Genomic DNA, 21,503 nt, shown 5'->3' on the forward strand with positions numbered 1-21,503 from the left:
TAACAACATGGCTGCAGCAATCGCAACAATGAACACCGGGGTCATGACATCCCCCCAAGGGTCTGACAATTTACCGGCCACCACCGCTGGCGGCAGCAGTTTGGCCACCGCTCCGGGTGCAACCGACAAAGACGGCAAAGCCGCAGGCACCAGCCTGAGCCCTTGGAGCACCAAGGGCATGTCGGATTCGTTCTCTCAAGTCATCAACCAGCCCTCCGTGCGCAAAGTGTTGCCACTGATCATCATGCTGGTGGTGGTGGTGGTTTTTGGCTTGATTTATTCATGGATGAACGTGGTGCCTTATCGCCCGGTCATGCCCGGCTTGCAAGAGGCCGACCAGCAAAAGGCGTTTGAATCGCTCAAGACCGCCGACTTCAGCCCCAAAATTGACCCCGCTACAGGCCAGCTGACTGTGCCGAGCACCCGCTTTCACGAAGCCCGCATCTTTTTGGCTTCGCAAGGTTTGCCCAAAGCGGGCGCCACAGGCCTGGATGGCCTGAAAGAACAGTCGTCCATGACCACCAGCCAGTTCATGGAACAGGTCAAGGTCAATGCCGCGATGGAACAAGAGCTGGCCCGCAGCATCATGCAAATTGGCAGCGTGCAAAGCGCTCGCGTGCACCTGGCCACACCCAAACAAAGCGTGTTTGTGCGTGACCGCACGCCCCCCAAAGCTTCGGTGGTGTTGGCCCCCTACCCTGGCCGCGCCGTGTCGGCCTCGCAAGTGCAAGCCATCGTGCACTTGGTGTCGTCCAGCGTGCCTTATCTGTCGCCTGACCACGTCACCGTGGTCGACAACGTGGGCAAACTCATGACCGAGTCGGCCACCGAACAAAAGCTCGGTTTGACCTCGGCACAAGAGCAGCACAAGCAGCAACTCGAAGAGGTGTACCGCAACCGCATCATGCAAATTTTGGCGCCCATGGTGGGCGAGGCCAATGTGCGCTCACAGGTGAACTTGTCGCTGGATTTCACCCAGATTGAAAGCACCACCGAAGACTTTGACAACCGCGACAAAGGCCCACGCACACGCTCTGAAGTGCTGGCCGAAGACCGCGCTGCCAGCAAAGCCGCCGAAGGTATTCCTGGCGCTTTGTCCAACACGGCTCCGGCTGCCCCCACCACCTCCGACGCCACGACCGCCGATGCCAACAAAGGGCAAGCCGAATCGGGCAGCAAACTCAGCAGCCGCTCGACCCGCAACTTTGAGCTGGACCGCACGGTGCGCCATGTGCGCAACGCCACAGGCGGCGTGATGAAGATCAGCGTGGCCGTAGTGGTGAATGAGCGCCCTGCGCCCCCCCCAGGCAAAGACGCGCCCGTGGTGCCCAATGCACCGACCTCTGTGGCCTACACACCGCAAGAGTTGGAGCAGATGCTGCAAGTGGTGCGTGGTGTGGTGGGTTTTGACCAACAGCGCGGCGACAATGTGTCGGTGGTTCCTGCCAAGTTTGAAGCACCTGCCAACCTGGAAACCATTCCTTGGTACCTCGAAGACGTCGTGCAAACAGGTATCAAGAGCAGTTTGCTGGCCATCAGTTTCATTGTGTTCATGTTCATCGTGATTCGACCGATCATGCGCAACATCTATGCAGACCGTGCGGCAGAAGCCGAACAAGCCAAGGCAGCGCTGAGCGATGGCGAGTTGAGCGAAGACGACATGCGCATGATCCAGATTGGCGAAGGCGACAGCTTGCAAGAGATCAAGGCCAAGCTCAAGCCCAAGAAGTCAAGCATCTCCATGGACATGCTGGACACTGCCAACACTTACGACGACAAAGTGGCCCTCATCCGCATGCTGGTGGCCGAAGACTCAGGCCGTGTGGCCAACGTGCTCAAGGGCATGATCAAGGTCAACTGAAGCACATCAAGGAATCAAGACCATGGCGACCAAAAAACCAGATGACAAAGAAGCCCCGGGCGCTCCTACAGCACCTGCAGCCAATTTACCTGTATCGATGACCGAAGAGTTGGCCAAGGAACTGGCCGAGCTCACTGGAACCCAACGTGCTGCTGTGTTGATGCTTTTGCTGGGTGAACAGCAAGCCTCCGAAATCATCCGCTTCATGAACCCCAAAGAGGTCCAGTCTTTGGGCGCGGCGATGGTGTCGGTGTCGGATTTATCGCAGGAGGCCGTCAACATCGTGTTGGACGAGTTCGTGAACCTGCTCAAGAAGCAAACCAGCTTGGGCTTGGGCACGGGCGACTATGTCGAAAAAGTGCTCAAACGTGCCTTGGGCGACGACAAAGCGGCATCGGTGCTCAGCCGCATCATGCCGGGTCAAGGCAGCAAGGGCCTGGAAATTTTGAAGTGGATGGACGCCCGCTCGATTGCCGAGATGATCCGCGGAGAACACCCGCAAGTTGTGGCCATCATTTTGTCGGTGCTCGAATACACAGTGGCGGCTGACGTGCTGAATTATTTGCCTGCTGATTCACGCCCGGAAATCATCCAGCGCATTGCCAGCTTGGAGACGGTGCAACCGTCGGCCATGGAGGAGCTGGAGCAAATCATGATGAAGCAGTTCGCCACGAACTCATCGTCCAAATCGTCGAGCTTCGGCGGTATCAAGGCCGCAGCGCAGATCATGAACTCGGTGAAGGTGGAGCTGGAGTCGTCCATCATGGCGGGCTTGTCGCAGATCGACGGCGACCTGATGCAGCGCATTCAGGACAATATGTTCACCTTCGAAAACTTGGTGAGCGTGGACAACCGGGGCATCCAGGCCATCATGCGCACGGCCGAGCCCGACCTGTTGATGGTGGCCCTGAAAGGTGCACCGGACTTCGTCAAAGACAAGTTCCTCGACAACATGTCGGCCCGGGCACGCGTCATGTTTGTGGACGACATGGAAAGCAAAGGCCCATTGCGGATCACCGAAGTGGAAGAGGCACAGAAGAACGTCATGCGCTTGGCACGCAAGCTGTCCGATGCGGGCGAGCTGGTGTTGGCGGGAGGCGGCGATGGCTTTGTCTGACCTGCACGAAGCACCTGCGGTCTGGAGCGTCGACCCCTTGCTCAACAGCAAGGTGCAAGCCCCCCGTTTCTTGCGCACCCAATGGGACGAAGCTTCGGTCCGTTCATTTGGCCCCTGGCGTGTGGCCGAAAAAGTCGAGCCCATCGAGGGCTTGATGACCGACTTGGCAGCAACGGGCACGGGCACCGAATTGGCCACGGCGACCAGCGACACAGACTTGCCCACCAGCGAAGACGCTCTGGCCCCGGCCGAACCCGAATCTCAGTGGACCGAAGCCGCGCTGGACGCCTTGCGCGACGAAGCCTACCAACGCGGCCTGCTCGAAGGTGAAGCCAAGGTGCGCGAAGAATACGAGGCCGAGCGCACTAAAGAGCGTGAGCTGGTGAGGCACTTGGGCATCGAGTTGCGCAGCATCAGCCAAGACCCGCAGCGGTTTTTTGAACCCCTCAAACGTTTGTCTTTGCATTTGGCAGAGCAACTGGTGCGTGCGGAACTTCAAATCTCAGGGCAAGCCATTCACAACCTGGTGCAAGCGTGCATTCAGCAACTGGACCACGCGGTGGAGCCTGTGCATGTGAGCGTGAACCCCGAAGATTTGCAGCGCCTGAAAGAGATGGGCAAATCGGTCACGGACCACATGCAGCTCGAAGCCGACACCTTGTTGCGCCCCGGCAGTGTGCGCGTGCGGGTGCAGGACACCGTGGTGCAAGACCTGATTGAAAACCGCCTGGAGCCCCTGGCCAGGCGTTTGCTGGCCCAGCCAGAAGCTTGGATGCAGCAATCCTCGCTGGTCAAAGACCGTGCCGAGGCCATGCCCGCCGACACCCCCAGCCGCGACTGGAGCCGCCAAGTGGTTGACGTTGAAGACGTTGAGGACTCCGAGATCAAAACGGCATCGCCTCAAAACCCACATTCAATCCCGCCCTCAGAACCTGCACCCCCAAAGTTAGACGACACCCATGATGAACTTTGACGCAGAAGTCAGCCAACTGATTGGCGACCTGCACGCCCCTGATCCCCAGCGCAATGGCACCTTGGTGCGTCTGGTGGGCATGCGTTTGGAAACGCGTGGCCTGATGGCACCGCTGGGCGCTTGCTGCGAAGTGGTGGGTCAGTTTGGTCATCGGGTCGAGGCCGAAGTGGTCGGCTTCAACGACGACACGCTTTACCTCTTGCCCTTCACCGAACCCCAAGGTATTGGGCCGGGAGCCAAAGTGTCGGTGATCAGCCACACCTCACAAGTGGCTTTGGGCCCTGAATTGCTCGGACGCGTTTTGGACGGACGGGGTCAGCCCCTGGACGGCCGCCCTGCCCCGGTTTGCACGGACATCCTCAGCCTGCAAGGCCGTCCCATCAACCCGATGGAGCGTGGCCCGATTCGGGAAATTTTGGACGTAGGCGTCAAGGCCATCAACGGCATGTTGACTATTGGCCGCGGTCAGCGCTTGGGCCTGGTCGCAGGCTCGGGTGTCGGTAAAAGCGTTTTGCTGGGCATGATGACCCGCTTCACCGAAGCCGACGTGGTGGTCATTGGCCTGATTGGCGAACGCGGCCGCGAGGTGCAAGCCTTCATTGAGGAATCCTTGGGACCCGTCGGTCTGGCCAAGTCGGTCTTGATTGCCGCCCCGGCCAACGAGTCGCCCGTATTGCGCCTCAAAGCCACACACATGACCCACGTCATTGCCGAATACTTCCGCGACCAAGGCAAAAACGTCTTGATGCTGGTGGACAGCCTGACTCGTGTGGCCCATGCGCAACGCGAAATTGGCTTGGCCGTGGGCGAGCCACCCACCGCCAAGGGCTACCCGCCTTCGGTGTTTGCGCTGCTGCCCAACTTGATTGAACGCGCAGGCGTGGGCCGCCACGGCGTGGGCTCGATCACCGCCATTTACACCGTGCTGGCCGAGGGCGATGACGCCAACGACCCGATTGTGGACATCGCCCGCGCCTCGCTCGACGGCCAAGTCATGCTGTCTCGCAAACTGGCCGATGCCGCGCACTACCCCGCCATCGACCTGAACGGCTCGATCTCTCGGGTGATGCAAAACCTGCTCTCGCCCGAAGACCAAAAGCTGGCCAACCGGTTTCGACGCCTGTGGTCGCTGTACCAACAAAACCAAGACCTGATCCAGGTGGGTGCCTACGAAGCGGGCAGCAACCCCGACCTGGACCAAGCCATCCGTTTGCGCACGTCGATGGAACATTTTCTGCAACAAGACATGCACACAGGCCAGGACGTTGCGGCCACGCGCCACGAAGTCCAAACCCTGATGTCGGTTTAACCCCCTGAAAGGCCATGTCCATGAGAGAAGCCCGAAACTGCTGGCCCGTGTTGGTTCGCAAAGCCCAAGACGCAGTCAACGAAGCCCAAACCGAGATTGCGCAAGCGCTGGCACGCGTGGACCAACTGGAAGCCAGCCACGCACGTTTGTGCAGTCTGTACGACGAATACCGCATGCAAGAAAACCAAAGCACGGCGCCGGTCATGGGCATGCAAGCGAGCATGAACCACCGCCAGTTCATGGCGCAGTTGCTCACTTTGCAGCAACGGGTGGTGCTCGACCTGAGCAAAGCGCGAACCACCTTGGCCCAAGCACGCAAAAAACGGGTGATGGCCGAAGTGGAACTCCACAAAATGACCTCTTTGGCCGAGCAAGACGCCAAAGCCGTGGCCAAAGATGTCATGCGTTATGAGCAAAGGCAAATGGACGAGCTGGGTGTGCGCCAATTCAACCTGAGTCCCCAGGCTTAAAAGTACAAGGGAAAGGGCAAAGGCTTGCCATTGCCCAACCCCATGATTTCCCCTAGGAAAACGGCCGTTTGACTGTCTCATAATGAAGCCAATGCTTTGATCGGCATCCGCTTCACCCTCATTGGAGACAAACATGACCTCACGACGTTCCGTATTGACCCAAGGCGCCGCCCTGTTGGGTGCCACCTCTGCCGGTTTGCTGGCCCCACAAAGCGCGCTGGCGCAAAGCGGCAAGATCCGCGTGGGCCTGATGCTGCCTTACACCGGCACCTTTGCCCAATTGGGTGTGGCCATTGAAAACGGCGTGCGCATGGCCATCAACGAACAAGGCGGCAAGCTGGGCGGCCGCGAAATCGAATGGTTCAAGGTGGACGACGAGTCCGAGCCCTCCAAAGCGATTGAAAACGCCAACAAACTGGTGCAACGCGACAAGGTCGACGTGCTGATTGGCACCGTGCACTCGGGCGTGCAAATGGGCATTCACCGCGTGGCCCGCGAAAGCGGCGTGATCAGCCTGATCCCCAACGCGGGCGTGCACATCGCCACCCGCGCCCAATGCGCACCCAACGTGTTCCGCACCAGCTTTTCCAACAGTCAGCCCACCATGGCGTTGGGCGAAGCCATGGTCAAGCGCGGCCACAAAAAAGCCGTCTGGATCACCTGGAAATACGCTGCTGGCGACGAAGCCTTTGAAGGCTTCAAAGAGAGCTACACCAAAGCGGGTGGCACCATCGTCAAAGAGTTGGGCCTGCCCTTCCCCAACGTCGAGTTCCAAGCGTTGCTGACCGAAATCGCCGCGCTCAAACCCGACGCCGTGGCCTGCTTCTTTGCAGGTGGCGGGGCAGCCAAGTTCCTCAAGGATTACGCAGCAGCGGGCCTCAAGGGCAAGATCCCTTTGTACGGCTCGGGCTTTTTGACCGAAGGCGTGCTCGAGGCTGCTGGCCCAGCGGCCGACGGCGTGCTGACGGCACTGCACTACGGCGACGGCATCGAGACCAAGCGCAACAACGAGTTCCGCCTGAACTATGCCAAGACCTTCAAGCTGCAGCCCGACGTTTACGCCGTGCAAGGCTACGACACTGGCCTGCTGCTGGTGCAAGGCGCCAACGCGGTCAAGGGCGATGTCAGCAAAAAGGCTGAGATGATCAAAGCCATGGAAGTGGCGGTGATCGACAGCCCGCGTGGCAAGTGGACCATGAGCAAGTCGCACAACCCGGTGCAAGACATTTACCTGCGCGAAGTCTCGAACAAAGAAAACAAGGTGATTGGCATCGCGGCCAAGGCCTTGGCCGACTCGGGTGCAGGTTGCCGCATGTGAGGCGACAGGCCTGAACGGCTTTGACCCTGGTCCCAAATCAAGGCAACTCAACCCATTTGACCGCGATCCGCCCCTCTGGCGGATCCCCTGTCAAATGGGTTTTTCTTCGTCTGGGGTTTGGCCATCGCCGAACAAACCCCAGCAAAATTGCCGCAGCCACTGGTGACCCGGGTCACGGTGCAAGCGGCTGTGCCAAAACTGGTGGATCGCACTTTCAGCCACAGGAATGGGTAAATCGCGCTTGACGAGGCCAAACGGACCAAGGGTTCGGTCGGCAAAGCGCTCGGGCACCGTGGCAATCAAATCCGAGTGGCTGAGCACATCGCCCAAAGCGACATAGTGCGGCACCGTCAAACGGAACTGCCTGCGGAGTTTCTGATTTTCCAAAGCCACATCGACCCGACCATGCCCGGTTCCGGCGGCCACGATGCGCACATGCTCGGCCTGGGTGAAGCTGCTCAGGGTCAGCTTTTTGTGGGCCGCCAAGGGGTGCGCCTGGCGCATGAGGCAAATGTATTTTTGGCTGAACAAGGCTTGCTGGAAAAAACCCGCCTGCAGTTGCGGCAGCAAACCCATGGCCAGGTCAACACGGCCCGTGGCCATGTCTTCTTTGAGCGAGGCCTGCGTCACGCTGAGCACTTGCAAGGTCACGCCTGGGGCTGACCGTGTCAAGGCGTCCACCAACACAGGCAAAAAATACATCTCGCCCACATCGGTCATGGCGATGGTGAAACTGCGTGTGCTGCTTGTTGGATCAAAGGCTGCACGCACATTCAAGGCCTGTTGCAAACCATCCAAGGCCATGGCCACGGGTTCTGCCAATTGCAAGGCGTAAGGCGTGGGTGCCATGCCCCCTTGTGTGCGCAAAAAAAGCTCATCGCCCAAAGTGGCGCGCAATCGCCCCAAAGCACTGCTGACGGCAGGCTGGCTCATGCCCAGAACCTCAGCCACCGCGGAAACCCGCTTCCTCAAAAGCAAATGGTGCAAGACCACCAACAAGTTCAGGTCGATTTTGGAAATGTCCATCTGGAGATGCGCTTTGATATTTGATTTTCAAATATCGACTATACAAAAAATCTGGTTTACTTATTTTTTGATTTTACGCATGATCGGGCCCAAGTTTGATCAGGAGTCCCCATGCAGGAACACCCCATCCACTGGGAAACACCAGGCACCAGCCGTGTCCCCTTTGCCCTTTACGCGAACCCAGACAACCACAAAAAAGAGCTGGATCGCTTTTTCTACAAAGCCCACTGGAGCTATGTCGGGCTGGAGGCGGAAGTTCCGCATCCGGGTGACTTCAAGCGGACGGTGATTGGCGAACGCTCGGTCATCATGACGCGCAGCCCAGATGGCCAAATTCACGTCGTCGAGAATGTTTGCGCGCACCGCGGCATGGCGTTTTGCCGTGAACGGCACGGTAACAAAAAGGAACTGGTCTGCCCTTACCACCAATGGAGCTACGCCCTGGACGGCAAGCTGCAAGGCGTGCCCTTCAGGCGTGGCGTGCGCCAAGATGGCAAAGTCAATGGCGGCATGCCCGCCGACTTTGACCCCAAGGCCCACGGGCTGAACGCTCTGAAGGTGGCCACTCGTGGAGGCGTGGTGTTTGCCTCCTTTGACCACGAGGTGGAATCGCTGGAAGACTTCATGGGCCCCACCATCCTGCGGTACTTTGACCGCTTGTTCAACGGCCGAAAGCTGACGATCCTGGGCTACAACCGCCAGCGCATTCCGGGCAACTGGAAGCTGATGCAAGAAAACATCAAAGACCCTTACCACCCCGGTCTGCTGCACACCTGGTTTGTGACCTTTGGCCTTTGGCGTGCCGACAACAAGTCCGAGCTGCGCATGGACGCGCACCACCGTCACGCGGCCATGATCTCCACACGCGGCACAGCGGGCCAAGCCGCCGGAGACAAAGCCCAGGTCACGCAGGTCAGCAGTTTCAAGGCCAGCATGCAGCTCAACGACCCGAGCTTTCTGGACATCGTGCCCGAGCCTTGGTGGCAACAGGGCGAACAGATGCCCACGGCGGTGATGATGACGCTGTTCCCCAGCGTGATTTTTCAGCAGCAGGTCAACAGCGTGTCGACACGCCACATCCAGCCCGATGGGCACGGCGCGTTTGACTTTGTCTGGACGCACTTTGGCTTTGAAGACGACACCCCCGAGATGACCGAGCGCCGCTTGCGCCAGTCCAACCTGTTTGGCCCGGCGGGCTTCGTGTCGGCCGACGACGGCGAAGTGATCGAGTTCTCACAACAAGCCTTTGAAAGCAAACCCGAGCACCGCATGCTGGTGGAATTGGGCGGACGCGATGTGGGCGAGACCGACCACATGGTGACCGAAACGCTCATCCGGGGCATGTACGAATATTGGCGCAAAGTGATGGAGGATTGATGATGGCCAAACCCTTGATAGACCTGCAAACTTGGTTCGACATTCAACAACTGCATGCCGATTACGCCAGCGCTGTGGACAGCGGCAACTGGGACTTGTGGCCCGAATTTTTCACCGAAGCCTGCGTGTACAAGTTGCAGCCGCGAGAAAACTTTGAGCGGGGCTTTCCGCTGTGCACGCTGTCTTTTACCAGCAAGGGCATGCTCAAAGACCGGGCTTATGGCATCCAAGAGACGCTGTACCACGACCCTTATTACCAGCGGCATGTGGTGGGCGCGCCCGTGGTGCGCAAGGTCGAAGACGGCCGCATCCACACCGAAGCCAACTATGCGGTGTTTCGCACCAAGCTCGACAAAGAAAGCACGGTGTTCAATGTGGGCCGCTACATCGATACCCTCGTACAAACCCCCGAAGGCCTGAAGTTCGCTGAGCGCATATGTGTGTACGACAGCGAGATGATCCCCAACTCCATCATTTACCCGATTTGAGCAATGTGGGAGCTGCGCCCTCGCAGCGAAGGGGCGCATCTTTCGCGGAGAGGGCGCCAATCCTACAGCAGAACGATCACCGAAAGAAAGTACCCATGACCGTTTGGATTGACGTGGCCGCCGAGGCCGATTTGTTTGAAGGCGCAGGCATCGCCGTGACGCCTGAGGGCCAAGACATTGCCCTCTTCAAACTGGAAGACGGCGGCCTTTATGCCATCAACAACCTGTGCAGCCATGGCAACGCCAAGCTGTGTGATGGCTTTGTGGAAGGCCACCAAGTGGAATGCCCATTCCATCAAGCCCTGTTTGACTTGCGTGATGGCTCTGTCGGCTGCGGCCCCGCCACCGAGCCCGTGAAATCATGGCCCGTCAAAATCGAAGATGGCCGGGTTTACCTCGATTTGAGTAGCTGAAATTCAGAGCGAAATGGCCTCTGGCCTGCGTCAAAGCTCGGCGGCCCCTGCCGTTAAACTAAGCGCCCACCCATTGACTGCAAACACAAAGCAGTTTGACCCTGATCACTGACCCACCGATGGACTTTGTTAATTTCTTGATCCAGCTGCTCAACAGCGTCCAGTACGGGCTGCTGCTGTTCATGCTGGCGGCGGGCCTCACGCTGATCTTCGGCATCATGGGCGTGGTCAATCTGGCGCACGGCAGCTTTTACATGCTGGGCGCTTACCTGGCTTGGTCACTCGCTGCGCAGCTGGGCAGCTTCACGCTGGCCATCTTGGTGGGCACGGCCTTGTCCGTGGCCTTTGGCTTGCTCATTGAGCGTTTGCTGTTTCGCCACTTCTACCACCGCGACCACTTGGACCAAGTGCTGCTGACGTTTGGCCTGATTTACGTGTTTGAAGAGCTGCGCTCCATGATTTGGGGCGACGACGTTCACGGCCTGCCCGTGCCCGAGTTGCTGGCCGCGTCCATTCCCCTGACCGAAAACCTGTCTTATCCGGTGTACCGCCTGTTCATGTCGGGCGTGTGCCTGGTGCTGGCTTTGGGTCTGTATTTGCTGATCTCCAAAACCCGCTTGGGCATGAAGATCCGAGCGGGCGCTTTCAACCGCGAGATGACCGAATCGCTGGGTGTGAACATCAAGCTGATCCACTCGGTGGTGTTCGCTTTGGGCATTGGCCTGGCCTCGATCGCGGGCATGATCGCCGCGCCTGTGTCCAGCGTCTACCCCAACATGGGCAGCCAAGTCTTGATCATGTGCTTTGTGGTGGTAGTCATTGGCGGCATTGGCTCGGTGCGCGGCGCTTTGATTGCTGCTTTGCTGGTGGGCCTGGTCGACACCTTTGGCAAAGTGCTGCTGCCCCAGGCCTCGGGCATGCTGGTGTATGTGCTGATGGCCTTGGTGCTGCTGTACAAACCCGAAGGCCTGTTCAAGCAATGAAAAAGACAAGAACATGAGCACGCCCCAAATTCACCTTGAAACACTGCCGCGCAGCATCCAGCTCGTGAAGGTGCTGGGCTTCGCGGCCCTGGCCGCATTTCCCTTTGTCGGAACCGACTTCTACACGGCCATGGTCGTGCGCATGATGATCCTGGCCATCTTGGCCATGAGCCTGGATTTGCTGCAAGGCGTCACGGGCCTGGTGTCGCTGGGCCATGCCGCCTACTTTGGCTTGGCCGGTTATGTGCTGGCTTTTGTCACTCCGCAAAACGAAGCCATCAGCCTGTACACCAGCTTGCCGCTGGCCGTGGGTGGGGCAGCGCTGGCGGCTTTGATCATTGGCTTTTTGGTGGTGCGCACCCATGGCATCTACTTCATCATGGTGACCATGGCCTTTGCGCAGATGATTTTCTACATCTTCTTTGACAACAAGGCGCTGGGCGGCTCGGACGGTTTGTTTCTGAACTTCCGCCCCGATGCGGGCGTCATCGACCTGGAAAACAAGCGGGTGTTTTATTACTTCACCCTGGGCTGTTTGCTGGCGGTGTATGTGTTCTTGCGCCGCCTGCTCTGGAGCCCCTTTGGCCGGGCGCTGTCGGGCATTCGCGTGAACGAGCACCGCATGCGGGCGCTGGGTTTCAACACCTTCAGCCACAAGTTGGCGGCCTTCACGCTGGCCGGGGCTTTGGCAGGCCTGGCGGGTTATTTGTGGGCTGCGCAAACAGGGTTTGTGAACCCCGAGCTCATGGGCTTTCACATGAGCGCACACGCCATCATGATGGTGATTTTGGGCGGCATGGGCAATTTTGCGGGAGCCATTGTGGGCGCCTTCAGCTTTGAGTATTTGCTGCATGTGTTCAAGGATTTGCCCGATGTGGGCAGCTTCAAAACCGGCAAACACTGGCAGATGTGGATGGGCTTGTTCATTGTGGCCTTGATCATCTTTGCGCCCAAAGGCATTTTGGGCCTGATCAACCGGGCTTTCCGCAGCAAAACGGCCAAGGAGGCAGGTCATGACTGATCGTCAAGTCTTGTTGTCCGCCCGTGGCTTGACCAAGCGCTTTGGCGGCTTGGCGGCTGTCAACGACGTCTCGCTGGATTTGTGGCTGGGCCACATCCACGCGGTGATTGGCCCCAACGGCGCGGGCAAATCCACGCTGACCAACCTGCTCTCGGGCGACCTGCCTCCCACCAGCGGCAGCATCACCTTGGGTGAGCACCCCATCAGCGGCTGGACGCCCGAAAAAATCTCGCGCCATGGCTTGGGGCGCAGCTACCAAAAAACCAACATCTTCACCACATTCACCGTGTGGGACAACGTGCGCCTGGCCGCGCAGTCGCGTGTGCAGCCCTCGCCTTTCAACCCACTGGGCTGGTTGAAGGCAGCGGAGCGCATTCAGGCTGTGAATCAGCGGGCTGAACGCGCCATGGAACTGGCGGGGTTGCAAGACCGCCGCCACGCCCAAGCCGGGGCCACCAGCCACGGCGAGCAACGCCAGCTCGAAATCGCCATGACCTTGGCCACCGAGCCCCGCGTGCTGCTGCTCGACGAGCCGCTGGCGGGCATGGGCCAAGCCGAGGCCGAGCGCATGGTGCAGCTGCTGCTGCGCCTCAAAAAAGAACATGCCATCTTGCTGGTGGAGCACGACATGGACGCCGTGTTCACCCTGGCCGACCACCTCACTGTGATGGTCAACGGGCAAGTGATTGCGAGCGACACGCCTGTGGCGGTGCGGGCCGATGCAGGTGTGCAGGCAGCGTACCTGGGCGAGGAACATTGAGATGAGCGACTTGTTGATCCAGGCCCAAGACCTGAACACCTATTACGGCGCGAGCCACATCTTGCGCGGCGTGAACTTTTCTGTCGGCCGAGGCGAGACGATTGGCCTCATGGGCCGCAACGGCATGGGCAAAAGCACCCTGCTCAAAACCCTCATGGGCATCGTGCCGCCGCGCACGGGCACGGTGGACATCAAGGGCCAACGCATGAATGGTCGCCCCACGTTTGAAGTGGCGCAACTGGGTATCGCCTACGTGCCCGAAGGCCGGGGTATTTTTGGCAACCTGAGCGTGGTGGAAAACCTGCAAATGGCGGCTCGCCCGGGCACCCAGGGCCAGCGCGACTGGACCTACGAGCGCGTGCTCGAGACCTTCCCGCGCCTCAAAGAACGCCTGGGCCACGGCGGCCAGCAACTGTCGGGCGGCGAGCAGCAAATGCTCACCATCGGCCGGGCGCTCATGACCAACCCCGATGTGCTCATCCTCGACGAAGCCACCGAAGGGCTGGCCCCACTGATCGCCCGCGACATCTGGCGCATCTGCAGCCTCATCAAAGAGAGTGGCATCAGCTCCATCATCGTCGACAAGAACTGGAAACACGTCACCCAGATCACCGACCGCAACATCATCTTGGTCAAAGGCCGGGTGGTGTTCGAAGGCTCCTCACAAATTCTGTTGGACGACCCCAGCGTTCTTGAGCAGCACCTCGGCGTCTGAGCCTCCCGCCAAATCTCTGTGGGAGGCTGCCCCTGCGGCCGAATGCATGCCGCGCCCATACAACCATTCGCGAGCAGGGGCTCGCTCCCACAGCCATCACAGCAAAGGCCGCAACTCCCGCGCAGCTTCCAGCAACAGCGGCAGCCATTGGCGCTGCACCGCCGTATCCGTCAACTGCTCTGAGGTGCCCACCACATTCAGCGCCGCCAGTGTCTGGCCCTGCATGTTGCGCAGCGGCACGGCCAAGGCGTGGATGCCCAGCTCGTGACCGTCGCGTGCCAAGCAGTGGTCGGTTTGGCGCACCTGCTCGATCAGGGCTTTGAATTTGGGTAAGCCCACTTCAGTTTGAGGCGTGATGCGCGCCAACTCCCGGCCTTTGAGCCAAGCGGTGAAATCGGCGTTGGGCAAGTTGGCCAGCAGCACCCGCCCGGTAGACGTGGCATGCGCTGGCAACCGTGCCCCCAGGTGCAGGCCATAAGCCAAATGCCGCACCGGCTCGGCCACGCCTGCGCTGCGGGCAACGATCACACACTCGTCTCCATCGAGCACCACCGCACTGAAAGCCGCCTGCGTTTGCGCAGCCAGACGGTTGAGCGTGGGTTGCAGGGTGCGAGGCAAACGCGAAGTCGCCATGTAACTGCCCGCAAGACGCAGCACCCGCGCCGACAGCCAATAATGACTTCCATCGGTTTCCAGATAACCAAGCTCGGCCAAGGTGAGCAAATGCCGCCGGGCCGCCGCCCGCGTGATGCCGGTGCGCTGCGCGCACAGTGTGGCGTTCAGGCGCTGGCGCTCGGTGTCAAAAGCCTCCAGCACGGCCAGCCCCTTGGCCAGGCCTTCGATGTAATCTGCTTTGGCAATCGTCATGTGCACTTTCATGAAGTGGGAGAAAGCCCCTTCTCGCGAATGTTGGCTCAGGCCGTTCGAACTATTCGCGAGCAGGGGCTCGCTCCCACAAGAAATTCACCGATCCGCCGAGCCGTTAATCCATGGAGGAAGCTGTCTCTGTGGGAGGCCGCCCTTGCGGCAGAATGATTTGCGCGATCATCGCACAAAAATTTTATCAATCGCACAAACTCGAACACCCTGCACTACTTCTACAGGGCCTGTCCTCTATGCTTGCCTTCATTGAATCGACCGCTTTCAGGAGACCCGCATGAGCACCACCCGCACCCAAGTCGCCATCGTTGGCGCAGGCCCTTCTGGCTTGCTGCTGGGCCAATTGCTGTTCAAGGCAGGCATCGACGCCGTCATCGTCGAGCGCCAAAGCCCCGACTACGTGCTTTCGCGCATCCGTGCAGGCGTGCTGGAGCAAGTGACCATGGACCTGCTGGATGAAGCGGGCGTGGGCCAGCGCATGCACAAAGAGGGTTTGGTCCACACGGGCTTTGACCTGTTGTTCAAAGGCGCACGCCACCGCATCGACATGGACCACCTCACGGGCGGTAAAAAAGTGATCGTGTACGGCCAAACCGAAGTCACCCGTGACCTGATGGACACCCGCCAGGAGGAAGGTTTGCCCACGGTGTACGAGGCAGAAAATGTGCAGGTGCACGACTTTGACAGCCAAAAACCCCGCGTGACCTACGAGAAAAATGGCCAGCTGCACACCATCGAGTGCGACTTCATTGCAGGCTGCGACGGTTTTCATGGCGTGTGCCGCGCCAGCGCCCCCAAAAGCGCGATCAAGGAATACGAGAAGGTCTATCCGTTTGGCTGGTTGGGCGTCTTGTCCGACACACCGCCCGTGCACCACGAACTGATTTACGCCAACAGCACCCGCGGCTTTGCCTTGTGCTCGCAGCGCAGCGCCACGCGCAGCCGCTACTACCTGCAAGTGCCCACCACCGACAAGGTCGAGCAATGGTCGGACGACGCCTTTTGGGACGAGTTGCGCAATCGCCTCGACCCCGAAGCCCGCGAGCATCTGGTGACGGGCCCCAGCATTGAGAAAAGCATCGCTCCGCTGCGCAGCTTTGTGACCGAGCCGATGCGCTTTGGCCGCATGTTCTTGGCAGGCGACGCTGCGCACATCGTTCCGCCCACGGGTGCTAAGGGCCTGAACCTGGCCGCTACCGACGTCAAGTACCTGTCCACCGCATTCATCGAGTTTTATGCCGACAAAACCGATGCAGGCATCGACGCGTATTCAGAGCGCTGCTTGCGCCGCGTTTGGCGTGCTGAGCGCTTCAGCTGGTGGTTTACCAGCTTGATGCACCACTTCCCAGAAAACGGCGACATCGGCCAGAAGTTCCAGGACGCCGAATTGGATTACCTGATTCATAGCGAAGCCGGTTCACGCACCATGGCCGAAAACTACGTGGGCTTGCCGCTCAATTTCGGCGAATAACTCAGCGTCCTGTCTTCATGTGGGAGCGACGCCCTCGTCGCGATGAGACTTGAATTCGCGTTCATGGTCAACCATCGCGGCGAGGGCGCCGCTCCCACAAAACACCATGGCCACTCGCACTATGATCTGGGCATGAGCACTACAAAACCCCTGCGCGGCACGCGCGTCTTGAGCCTCGCCCTCAACCTGCCCGGCCCCGCCGCATTGATGCGCTTGGCGCAAATGGGCGCGAGCTGCACCAAAATCAACCCGCCCTCTGGCGACCCGATGCAGCACTACACGCCCAGCGGTTACGACTTGATGCACCAAGGCGTCAAGCACCACACGCTCGACCTCAAGAGCGCTGCAGGCCAAGCGGCAGTTCACAAGTTACTGGCCAAAACCGACGTTCTGCTCACCTCGTTTCGCCCCTCGGCCCTCACCAAATTGGGCTTGGGCTGGAAGGTGTTGCACAAGCAATACCCCGCACTCAGCCTGATCGAAGTGGTGGGTGCGCCCGGCCCTTTGGCTGAGATTCCTGGCCATGACCTCACTTACCAAGCCGAAGTGGGTTTGGTCAATGGCATGGACCTGCCGCCTAGTTTGTTCGCCGACATGGGCGGCGCACTCATGGCCAGCGAAGCCACGCTCAAAGCCGTCATCACCCTCAAGACGACCGGCAAAGGCACCCGCCACGAAGTGGCTTTGTCAGAAGCGGCCGCTTGGTTGGCACTGCCCCGCCAGCTGCGCATGACCACCCCCGATGGTGCGGTGGGCGGTGCGCACGCGGGCTACCGCATTTATGCCTGCAAGAACGGCCGCGTGGCCGTGGCGGCACTCGAGCCGCACTTTGCGGTGAGCCTGTGCGAAGCCGCTGGCGTCCAACTGGCGCACCCGGTCAAAGACCTGTTCAAGCCCGCGACCCGCAAAGCCATCGAGACCTTCCTGGCCAGCCAGACCCGGGCCCAGCTCGACAAGCTGGCCACAACCAAAGACATCCCTTTGATGACATTGCCACGTTGACACAATCTTTGTAGGAGCGGCGCCCTCGCCGCGATGGGCTTGCGCGTAGCACTGGCTATCGCCCCGAGGGCGGGGCTCCTACATCAAACCCAAAGCGGGCAAGCACACTGACGCCGTTCTGCAACGGTCAGTCGGGTAAGGGCTCCGGCAGGCGCTTGAGCGTGCGCACCTTGGACGCGCTGATGATGACGGCCTGCAGGCCAAAACCCAGCACCACGCACCACAGGCTGACCGAGGCCGGAAAATACACCCCCAACAAGCCCCCCAGCGCCGCGCCCAAAGGCCTTGCGCCCGTGCTCGCCACGATGATGATGGATGTGACCCGCCCAATCATGGCGCGTGGCGTGACCGTCTGGCGTAAGGTGGTCGAAGTGATGACCCACAGGATTGGACCTGCACCGTACAAAAAATAAGACAAAGCAGCCACCCAAGCGTGCGGCCAAAACAGCGTCAAGGCCATGGTGAGCGCGGCCAGCACCGAGAAATAGGGCCCCACCAAAATCGCTCGGCCAAAGGGCAATGCCGCCACCACGCGTGGTGCCAACAAAGAACCCACGATCATGCCCACGCCATAACACGCCAGCGTCACCCCCACACCACTCGCGTCCAGCCCCAAGTCGTTGATGGCATAGGGCACATAAGCCGCTTGAAGCATGAACCACGAGATGTTCCAGGCGACCGAGCAAAACACCATAGGCCGCAACAAATCACTTTGCCAAACCCACTTGGCACCGTCTTGCAGCTCCAGCAAAGGGTGGCGCGCAGGCATGGCCACACGCGCAGGTTCAGCAATGCCGCGCAGGCACAGCACCGCCGCCACCGACAACATGCCCGACAGCACAAAGGCTGCCGATGCTCCGGTCCACGCGATCAAAGCGCCCGCCAAAGCCGGGCCTGCCGCAAACGCGGCACTGCGTGCCAACTCCAGCCGCCCATTGGCCCGCGCCAGGCCTTCGACCTGCACCAGCGCAGGCACCAGCGAAGGCGCGGCCACGCTGAAGGCCACCGTGCCCACCGCCGCCATGAAGCCAATCACCGCCAAGGCCGTGATCGACACATGGCCTGTGACGATCAGCGCCAGCAACAGCAACAAAGCCAGCGCCCGCAGCGACTCGGCCAGCGCCATCAAGCGCGTGCGCGAGGTCCGGTCGGCCAGCAAGCCCAAAGGCATGGACAGCAACAAAAACGGCAGCGACTGGATCGAGGCCAGCAAACCGATCTCGCCAGGCCCCGCCTTGAGCAGCAGCACCGCCACGATGGGCACCGCCGCCAAGCTCAGCTGCTCGGCCGATTGGGCCAGCAAGTTGGACCAGGCCAGTCGCCTGAAGGATGCAGAAAGCGCTTGGGACATCAAAAACCTTTCGATGCAGCACATCCTAAAGCGTCAACGGCCCACTCCGAGTCACGTTGGCTCAGAGCCATGGTTTCGAGGTTCTGTTTCAGGCTGTCTCCAAGGCGGCTGAACCGGCCCATGGCTTGGCGTGTTTGCGGGTCTGCACCCTTGAAGTCGAAGCCTGAATCCTGTTCAATCTGGGCATCGGCCCAAAAGGGTTGCACGCAAAAATGGACACCCATGAAACTCACCCTTCGCCATAGCCTGTGGGCCACTGCCCTGCTCAGCCTGGCCAGCCACACCGCCCAAGCCCGCGTCACCCGCATCGTGATCGACGACACCCGGCCTGTTGCCGCATCACCTGCCGCGCCCGGCAAACCTGCGGGCATCGCTTATGAGCAAGTCGTTGGCCGCGCCTTTGGCGAGCTGGACCCCAAACTCGCGCAAAACGCCATCATCCAGGACATCGAACTGGCCAAAGACGCCGACGGCAAAGTCCGATACATAGCGTCCTTTGTCATTTACAAGCCTGTAAATCTCAAAGACGCCAGTGGCCTGATGTGGCACGACGTGCCCAACCGGGGCCGGGTGGGCTTGCCCGCTGAGCAAGAGTTGGCTGCAGGCGACATTGGCCTGCTCAGCGCTTGGCAAGGCGACAACGCAGGCGCCACCACCGTGAGGCCCAAGGCCACCATCGATGGCCTGCAGTTCTTGCAACTGCCCGTGGCCCGCAACGTCGACGGCAGCCCCATCAAAGGCCAGGTGTTCGCCCGCATTGTCAACCGCGCAGGCCCGGCATCACAACCGCTCATGGTGCAGACCAACCCTGTGCCCTACAAACCCGTGAGCCTCGACACCACCCAAGCAACCTTGGTCTCACGCGGCCGCGAAAACATGAACGGCGAAGTCTTTGACGAGCAAAGCATCGCGCCCACCGACTGGGCCTGGGCCAAGTGCGACGCGCAAAACCCTTTTCCAGGCACGCCCGACCCCACCCAGATTTGCCTGAAAAACGGGTTTGATACCAAGCGCCTGTACCAGGTCGTCTTCACGGCGCAAGACCCCTATGTGCTGGGCATCGGCTTCGCTGCATGGCGCGATGTGGCCGTGTTTTTCAAGCACGCCAAGGCCGACGACGCAGGCACCCCCAACCCGGTGGCCAGCACCGTCACGCACAGCATTGCACGGGGCATTTCGCAATCAGGCAACTACCTGCGCGGCTGGCTGCACCTGGGCTTCAACCAGGACGAAGCGAGCAAGCAAGTGCACGAAGGCCTGTGGCCCATCATCGCGGGCCGCCGCATTGCGCTCAACTTCCGCTGGGCGCAGCCCGATGGCGTGCTGGAGCTGTACCAGGCAGGCAGCGAAGGCCCGCAGTGGTGGCTGCCCCACCCCGACCCAGTGCGCGGCACACCCGCAGCAGGCATCCTGGACCGCTGCACCCAGACCCGCACCTGCCCCAAGATCATGGAGCATTTCGGCTCGGCCGAAGTCTGGGCTTTGAAGCTCACGCCCGAGTGGATCGGCACCGACGCCAAGCAAGACCTGCCCCTGCCCGCCAACGTCAAGCGCTATTACATTGCCAGCAGCAACCACGGCGGTGGCGCGGGCGGCTTTGACACCAGCGTGCCCGGCGCGGCCCTGCCCAAGGCTGGCCCCATGTGCCCCGGCAATAACTTTGGTCAGGGGGTTTTGCCTGCCAACCCTGTCCCTCACAAAGAGACCATCAACGCGCTGCGCTTGCACTTTCGCCACTGGGTCATAAAAGGCACCGAGCCGCCCGCAAGCCGTTACCCCACACTGGCTAAAAACCAATTGGCTGTGGCCGAGAAAACCGCGCTGGGCTACCCCAACCTACCGGGCCTTCGCCCCACAGTGCCTGAGCGCGACTTCATCATGCCCGTGCACGACTACGACTGGGGCCCCGGCTTCAAAGCGGTGGACGGCTCGGGCGTGCCCAGCAACGCGCCACCCAAGATCAAACAAGTGCTGACGATGTACGCGCCCAAAGTGGACGCGGACGGCAACGAAGTCGGTGGCGTACCCGTGGTCTTGCTGGATGCACCTTTGGGAACCTACCTGGGCTGGAACATCACCGCAGACGGTGCACGGCCGTTCCACAAAGGTGAAATTTGCAACTACGTTGGCGGTATGGTGCCCTTCGCCAAAACGGCGGCAGAACGGCAAGCAAACGGCGACACACGGCCCTCATTGCAAGAGCGTTATGGCTCGCATGATGGTTACGTTCAAGCTGTCAAACGAGCGACCGATCGCGCCATGAAAGAAGGCTTCTTACTCAAAGAAGACGCAGAAATTTTGGTGAATGCTGCCGACAAAAGCGCGGTCTTGCGCTGAAAATTGACAAAGCGCAAGACCGCGCTCGGTCTTGCCTGTAGAAGACTGCTACCCTTTCAGCCATCACACTGAAAGCCATGCATGTCTTTGAAAAAACACACATCCGAGTTTGAAGAAATCAAACAACTGGAGTTGCTGCGCCAACACCGCCGGGCTCACAGAAAACATCTGAACATAGCAACCACGGTCACAACAGAACATGCGGTCGTTGATCTGCCCACCCGCGGACAGCGACTGGCCGACCGGGTGGCCGCCACCATCGGATCGTGGCGTTTCATCCTGATTCAAAGCACGGCCATCACTTGCTGGATCACGGGCAACGTGCTGTTTGGCGAAGGCGCTTGGGACCCTTACCCCTTCATCTTGCTGAACTTGTTGCTGTCGTTTCAAGCGGCCTACACAGCGCCCGCCATCATGATGAGCCAAAACCGCCAGTCCGAATTGGACCGTCGCCACGCGCAAAACGACTACGAGATCAACGTCAAGGCCGAGCTGGAAATCGAACTGCTGCACGACAAAATCGACATCCTGAAAGAACAAGAATTGCTGGCGCTCAGCCAAGCTGTGCGTGATCTCTCAGAGCAGGTGCGTTTGCTGTCTGAGCGCTTGCCCAAAGTCTCTTGAGTTCCTGA

Annotated in this window: 20 protein-coding genes; 17 read left to right on the forward strand and 3 right to left on the reverse strand. The window is 60.0% G+C overall.

All coding sequences use genetic code 11. The annotated features are described in order from the left end of the window. Positions 1 to 7: 7 nt before the first annotated feature. The 6 genes from fliF to B9Z40_RS11005 all read left to right on the forward strand — a co-directional run bounded on the left by fliF (position 8) and on the right by B9Z40_RS11005 (position 7,048). Positions 8 to 1,861 (forward strand): flagellar basal-body MS-ring/collar protein FliF, encoded by a 1,854-nt coding sequence (gene fliF / locus B9Z40_RS10980; protein WP_233204881.1) that lies wholly within the window; start codon positions 8 to 10, stop codon positions 1,859 to 1,861. Between the two features lie 22 nt (positions 1,862 to 1,883). Then, entirely contained in the window at positions 1,884 to 2,978 is a 1,095-nt protein-coding gene (gene fliG, locus B9Z40_RS10985) for a flagellar motor switch protein FliG (RefSeq protein ID WP_100173384.1), read from the forward strand. Further along, positions 2,965 to 3,951: a FliH/SctL family protein gene (locus tag B9Z40_RS10990; RefSeq protein WP_100173385.1), complete on the forward strand. Its 987-nt coding sequence runs from the start codon at positions 2,965 to 2,967 to the stop codon at positions 3,949 to 3,951. Before fliG ends, B9Z40_RS10990 begins: the two co-directional genes overlap by 14 nt. Beyond that, positions 3,938 to 5,260, forward strand: coding sequence for a FliI/YscN family ATPase (locus B9Z40_RS10995; protein ID WP_233204882.1), 1,323 nt, complete (start codon positions 3,938 to 3,940; stop codon positions 5,258 to 5,260). The genes B9Z40_RS10990 and B9Z40_RS10995 overlap by 14 nt, the downstream gene beginning before the upstream one ends. 20 nt (positions 5,261 to 5,280) lie before the next feature. Then, entirely contained in the window at positions 5,281 to 5,730 is a 450-nt protein-coding gene (locus B9Z40_RS11000) for a flagellar FliJ family protein (RefSeq protein ID WP_100173459.1), read from the forward strand. 133 nt (positions 5,731 to 5,863) lie between these two features. Next, positions 5,864 to 7,048 carry an ABC transporter substrate-binding protein gene (locus B9Z40_RS11005; RefSeq protein ID WP_100173387.1) on the forward strand — a complete coding sequence of 395 codons (1,185 nt, stop codon included), beginning with the start codon at positions 5,864 to 5,866 and terminating at the stop codon, positions 7,046 to 7,048. A 90-nt stretch (positions 7,049 to 7,138) separates the two neighbouring features. Here B9Z40_RS11005 and B9Z40_RS11010 read toward each other — a convergent pair whose 3' ends face one another. Continuing rightward, positions 7,139 to 8,074, reverse strand: coding sequence for a LysR family transcriptional regulator (locus tag B9Z40_RS11010; RefSeq protein ID WP_100173388.1), 936 nt, complete (start codon positions 8,072 to 8,074; stop codon positions 7,139 to 7,141). Positions 8,075 to 8,185: 111 nt separating this feature from the next. Between B9Z40_RS11010 and B9Z40_RS11015 the strand changes: the two genes are divergently transcribed. The 7 genes from B9Z40_RS11015 (at position 8,186) to B9Z40_RS11045 (ending at position 13,831) form a co-directional block, all read left to right on the forward strand. Further along, the gene (locus B9Z40_RS11015) at positions 8,186 to 9,451 is read left to right on the forward strand and encodes an aromatic ring-hydroxylating dioxygenase subunit alpha (protein WP_100173389.1); all 1,266 of its coding nucleotides are present in this window, start codon (positions 8,186 to 8,188) and stop codon (positions 9,449 to 9,451) included. Beyond that, the gene (locus B9Z40_RS11020) at positions 9,451 to 9,939 is read left to right on the forward strand and encodes an aromatic-ring-hydroxylating dioxygenase subunit beta (RefSeq protein ID WP_100173390.1); all 489 of its coding nucleotides are present in this window, start codon (positions 9,451 to 9,453) and stop codon (positions 9,937 to 9,939) included. The genes B9Z40_RS11015 and B9Z40_RS11020 overlap by 1 nt, the downstream gene beginning before the upstream one ends. A gap of 95 nt (positions 9,940 to 10,034) precedes the next feature. Continuing rightward, positions 10,035 to 10,352: a non-heme iron oxygenase ferredoxin subunit gene (locus B9Z40_RS11025; RefSeq protein WP_100173391.1), complete on the forward strand. Its 318-nt coding sequence runs from the start codon at positions 10,035 to 10,037 to the stop codon at positions 10,350 to 10,352. A 119-nt stretch (positions 10,353 to 10,471) separates the two neighbouring features. After that, positions 10,472 to 11,335: a branched-chain amino acid ABC transporter permease gene (locus tag B9Z40_RS11030; protein ID WP_100173392.1), complete on the forward strand. Its 864-nt coding sequence runs from the start codon at positions 10,472 to 10,474 to the stop codon at positions 11,333 to 11,335. 13 nt (positions 11,336 to 11,348) lie between these two features. Then, positions 11,349 to 12,356, forward strand: a complete 1,008-nt coding sequence (locus B9Z40_RS11035) for a branched-chain amino acid ABC transporter permease (protein ID WP_100173393.1) — start codon at positions 11,349 to 11,351, stop codon at positions 12,354 to 12,356. After that, a complete protein-coding gene (locus B9Z40_RS11040; protein WP_100173394.1) occupies positions 12,349 to 13,116 on the forward strand; it encodes an ABC transporter ATP-binding protein in 768 nt (255 codons plus the stop codon). The genes B9Z40_RS11035 and B9Z40_RS11040 overlap by 8 nt, the downstream gene beginning before the upstream one ends. A 1-nt stretch (position 13,117) precedes the next feature. Further along, positions 13,118 to 13,831 (forward strand): ABC transporter ATP-binding protein, encoded by a 714-nt coding sequence (locus B9Z40_RS11045; protein WP_100173395.1) that lies wholly within the window; start codon positions 13,118 to 13,120, stop codon positions 13,829 to 13,831. A 96-nt stretch (positions 13,832 to 13,927) separates the two neighbouring features. On the opposite strand, the gene B9Z40_RS11050 is transcribed toward B9Z40_RS11045, so the two are convergent. Continuing rightward, positions 13,928 to 14,698 carry an IclR family transcriptional regulator C-terminal domain-containing protein gene (locus B9Z40_RS11050; protein ID WP_100173460.1) on the reverse strand — a complete coding sequence of 257 codons (771 nt, stop codon included), beginning with the start codon at positions 14,696 to 14,698 and terminating at the stop codon, positions 13,928 to 13,930. A gap of 289 nt (positions 14,699 to 14,987) precedes the next feature. Between B9Z40_RS11050 and pobA the strand changes: the two genes are divergently transcribed. Together pobA and B9Z40_RS11060 are read left to right on the forward strand one after the other, a co-directional pair. Continuing rightward, positions 14,988 to 16,181 carry a 4-hydroxybenzoate 3-monooxygenase gene (pobA, locus tag B9Z40_RS11055; protein WP_100173396.1) on the forward strand — a complete coding sequence of 398 codons (1,194 nt, stop codon included), beginning with the start codon at positions 14,988 to 14,990 and terminating at the stop codon, positions 16,179 to 16,181. Positions 16,182 to 16,313: 132 nt separating this feature from the next. After that, complete coding sequence (locus B9Z40_RS11060; RefSeq protein WP_100173461.1) at positions 16,314 to 17,183, forward strand: CoA transferase; 870 nt, start codon at positions 16,314 to 16,316, stop codon at positions 17,181 to 17,183. A 127-nt stretch (positions 17,184 to 17,310) separates the two neighbouring features. Here B9Z40_RS11060 and B9Z40_RS11065 read toward each other — a convergent pair whose 3' ends face one another. After that, on the reverse strand, positions 17,311 to 18,534 hold the full coding sequence (locus B9Z40_RS11065) for an MFS transporter (protein ID WP_199172545.1): 1,224 nt from the start codon (positions 18,532 to 18,534) through the stop codon (positions 17,311 to 17,313). Positions 18,535 to 18,756: 222 nt separating this feature from the next. On the opposite strand from B9Z40_RS11065, the gene B9Z40_RS11075 reads away from it, so the two are divergent. Both B9Z40_RS11075 and B9Z40_RS11080 read left to right on the forward strand, forming a co-directional pair. Continuing rightward, positions 18,757 to 20,871 (forward strand): alpha/beta hydrolase domain-containing protein, encoded by a 2,115-nt coding sequence (locus B9Z40_RS11075; protein ID WP_100173399.1) that lies wholly within the window; start codon positions 18,757 to 18,759, stop codon positions 20,869 to 20,871. An 81-nt stretch (positions 20,872 to 20,952) separates the two neighbouring features. Further along, complete coding sequence (locus B9Z40_RS11080) at positions 20,953 to 21,495, forward strand: DUF1003 domain-containing protein (protein ID WP_100173400.1); 543 nt, start codon at positions 20,953 to 20,955, stop codon at positions 21,493 to 21,495. The last annotated feature ends 8 nt before the right edge of the window (positions 21,496 to 21,503 follow it).

The sequence above is a fragment of the Limnohabitans sp. 15K genome (assembly GCF_002778285.1).
In the GTDB taxonomy this organism is placed as follows: domain Bacteria; phylum Pseudomonadota; class Gammaproteobacteria; order Burkholderiales; family Burkholderiaceae_C; genus Limnohabitans_A.

Bases quoted from the DNA above. Each gene is read 5' to 3' on its own strand.
- fliF (WP_233204881.1), top strand. From the start codon at position 8: ATGGCTGCAGCAATCGCAACAATGAACACCGGGGTCATGACATCCCCC.
- fliG (WP_100173384.1), top strand. From the start codon at position 1,884: ATGGCGACCAAAAAACCAGATGACAAAGAAGCCCCGGGCGCTCCTACA.
- B9Z40_RS10990 (WP_100173385.1), top strand. From the start codon at position 2,965: ATGGCTTTGTCTGACCTGCACGAAGCACCTGCGGTCTGGAGCGTCGAC.
- B9Z40_RS10995 (WP_233204882.1), top strand. From the start codon at position 3,938: ATGATGAACTTTGACGCAGAAGTCAGCCAACTGATTGGCGACCTGCAC.
- B9Z40_RS11000 (WP_100173459.1), top strand. From the start codon at position 5,281: ATGAGAGAAGCCCGAAACTGCTGGCCCGTGTTGGTTCGCAAAGCCCAA.
- B9Z40_RS11005 (WP_100173387.1), top strand. From the start codon at position 5,864: ATGACCTCACGACGTTCCGTATTGACCCAAGGCGCCGCCCTGTTGGGT.
- B9Z40_RS11010 (WP_100173388.1), bottom strand. From the start codon at position 8,074: ATGGACATTTCCAAAATCGACCTGAACTTGTTGGTGGTCTTGCACCAT.
- B9Z40_RS11015 (WP_100173389.1), top strand. From the start codon at position 8,186: ATGCAGGAACACCCCATCCACTGGGAAACACCAGGCACCAGCCGTGTC.
- B9Z40_RS11020 (WP_100173390.1), top strand. From the start codon at position 9,451: ATGATGGCCAAACCCTTGATAGACCTGCAAACTTGGTTCGACATTCAA.
- B9Z40_RS11025 (WP_100173391.1), top strand. From the start codon at position 10,035: ATGACCGTTTGGATTGACGTGGCCGCCGAGGCCGATTTGTTTGAAGGC.
- B9Z40_RS11030 (WP_100173392.1), top strand. From the start codon at position 10,472: ATGGACTTTGTTAATTTCTTGATCCAGCTGCTCAACAGCGTCCAGTAC.
- B9Z40_RS11035 (WP_100173393.1), top strand. From the start codon at position 11,349: ATGAGCACGCCCCAAATTCACCTTGAAACACTGCCGCGCAGCATCCAG.
- B9Z40_RS11040 (WP_100173394.1), top strand. From the start codon at position 12,349: ATGACTGATCGTCAAGTCTTGTTGTCCGCCCGTGGCTTGACCAAGCGC.
- B9Z40_RS11045 (WP_100173395.1), top strand. From the start codon at position 13,118: ATGAGCGACTTGTTGATCCAGGCCCAAGACCTGAACACCTATTACGGC.
- B9Z40_RS11050 (WP_100173460.1), bottom strand. From the start codon at position 14,698: ATGACGATTGCCAAAGCAGATTACATCGAAGGCCTGGCCAAGGGGCTG.
- pobA (WP_100173396.1), top strand. From the start codon at position 14,988: ATGAGCACCACCCGCACCCAAGTCGCCATCGTTGGCGCAGGCCCTTCT.
- B9Z40_RS11060 (WP_100173461.1), top strand. From the start codon at position 16,314: ATGAGCACTACAAAACCCCTGCGCGGCACGCGCGTCTTGAGCCTCGCC.
- B9Z40_RS11065 (WP_199172545.1), bottom strand. From the start codon at position 18,534: ATGTCCCAAGCGCTTTCTGCATCCTTCAGGCGACTGGCCTGGTCCAAC.
- B9Z40_RS11075 (WP_100173399.1), top strand. From the start codon at position 18,757: ATGAAACTCACCCTTCGCCATAGCCTGTGGGCCACTGCCCTGCTCAGC.
- B9Z40_RS11080 (WP_100173400.1), top strand. From the start codon at position 20,953: ATGTCTTTGAAAAAACACACATCCGAGTTTGAAGAAATCAAACAACTG.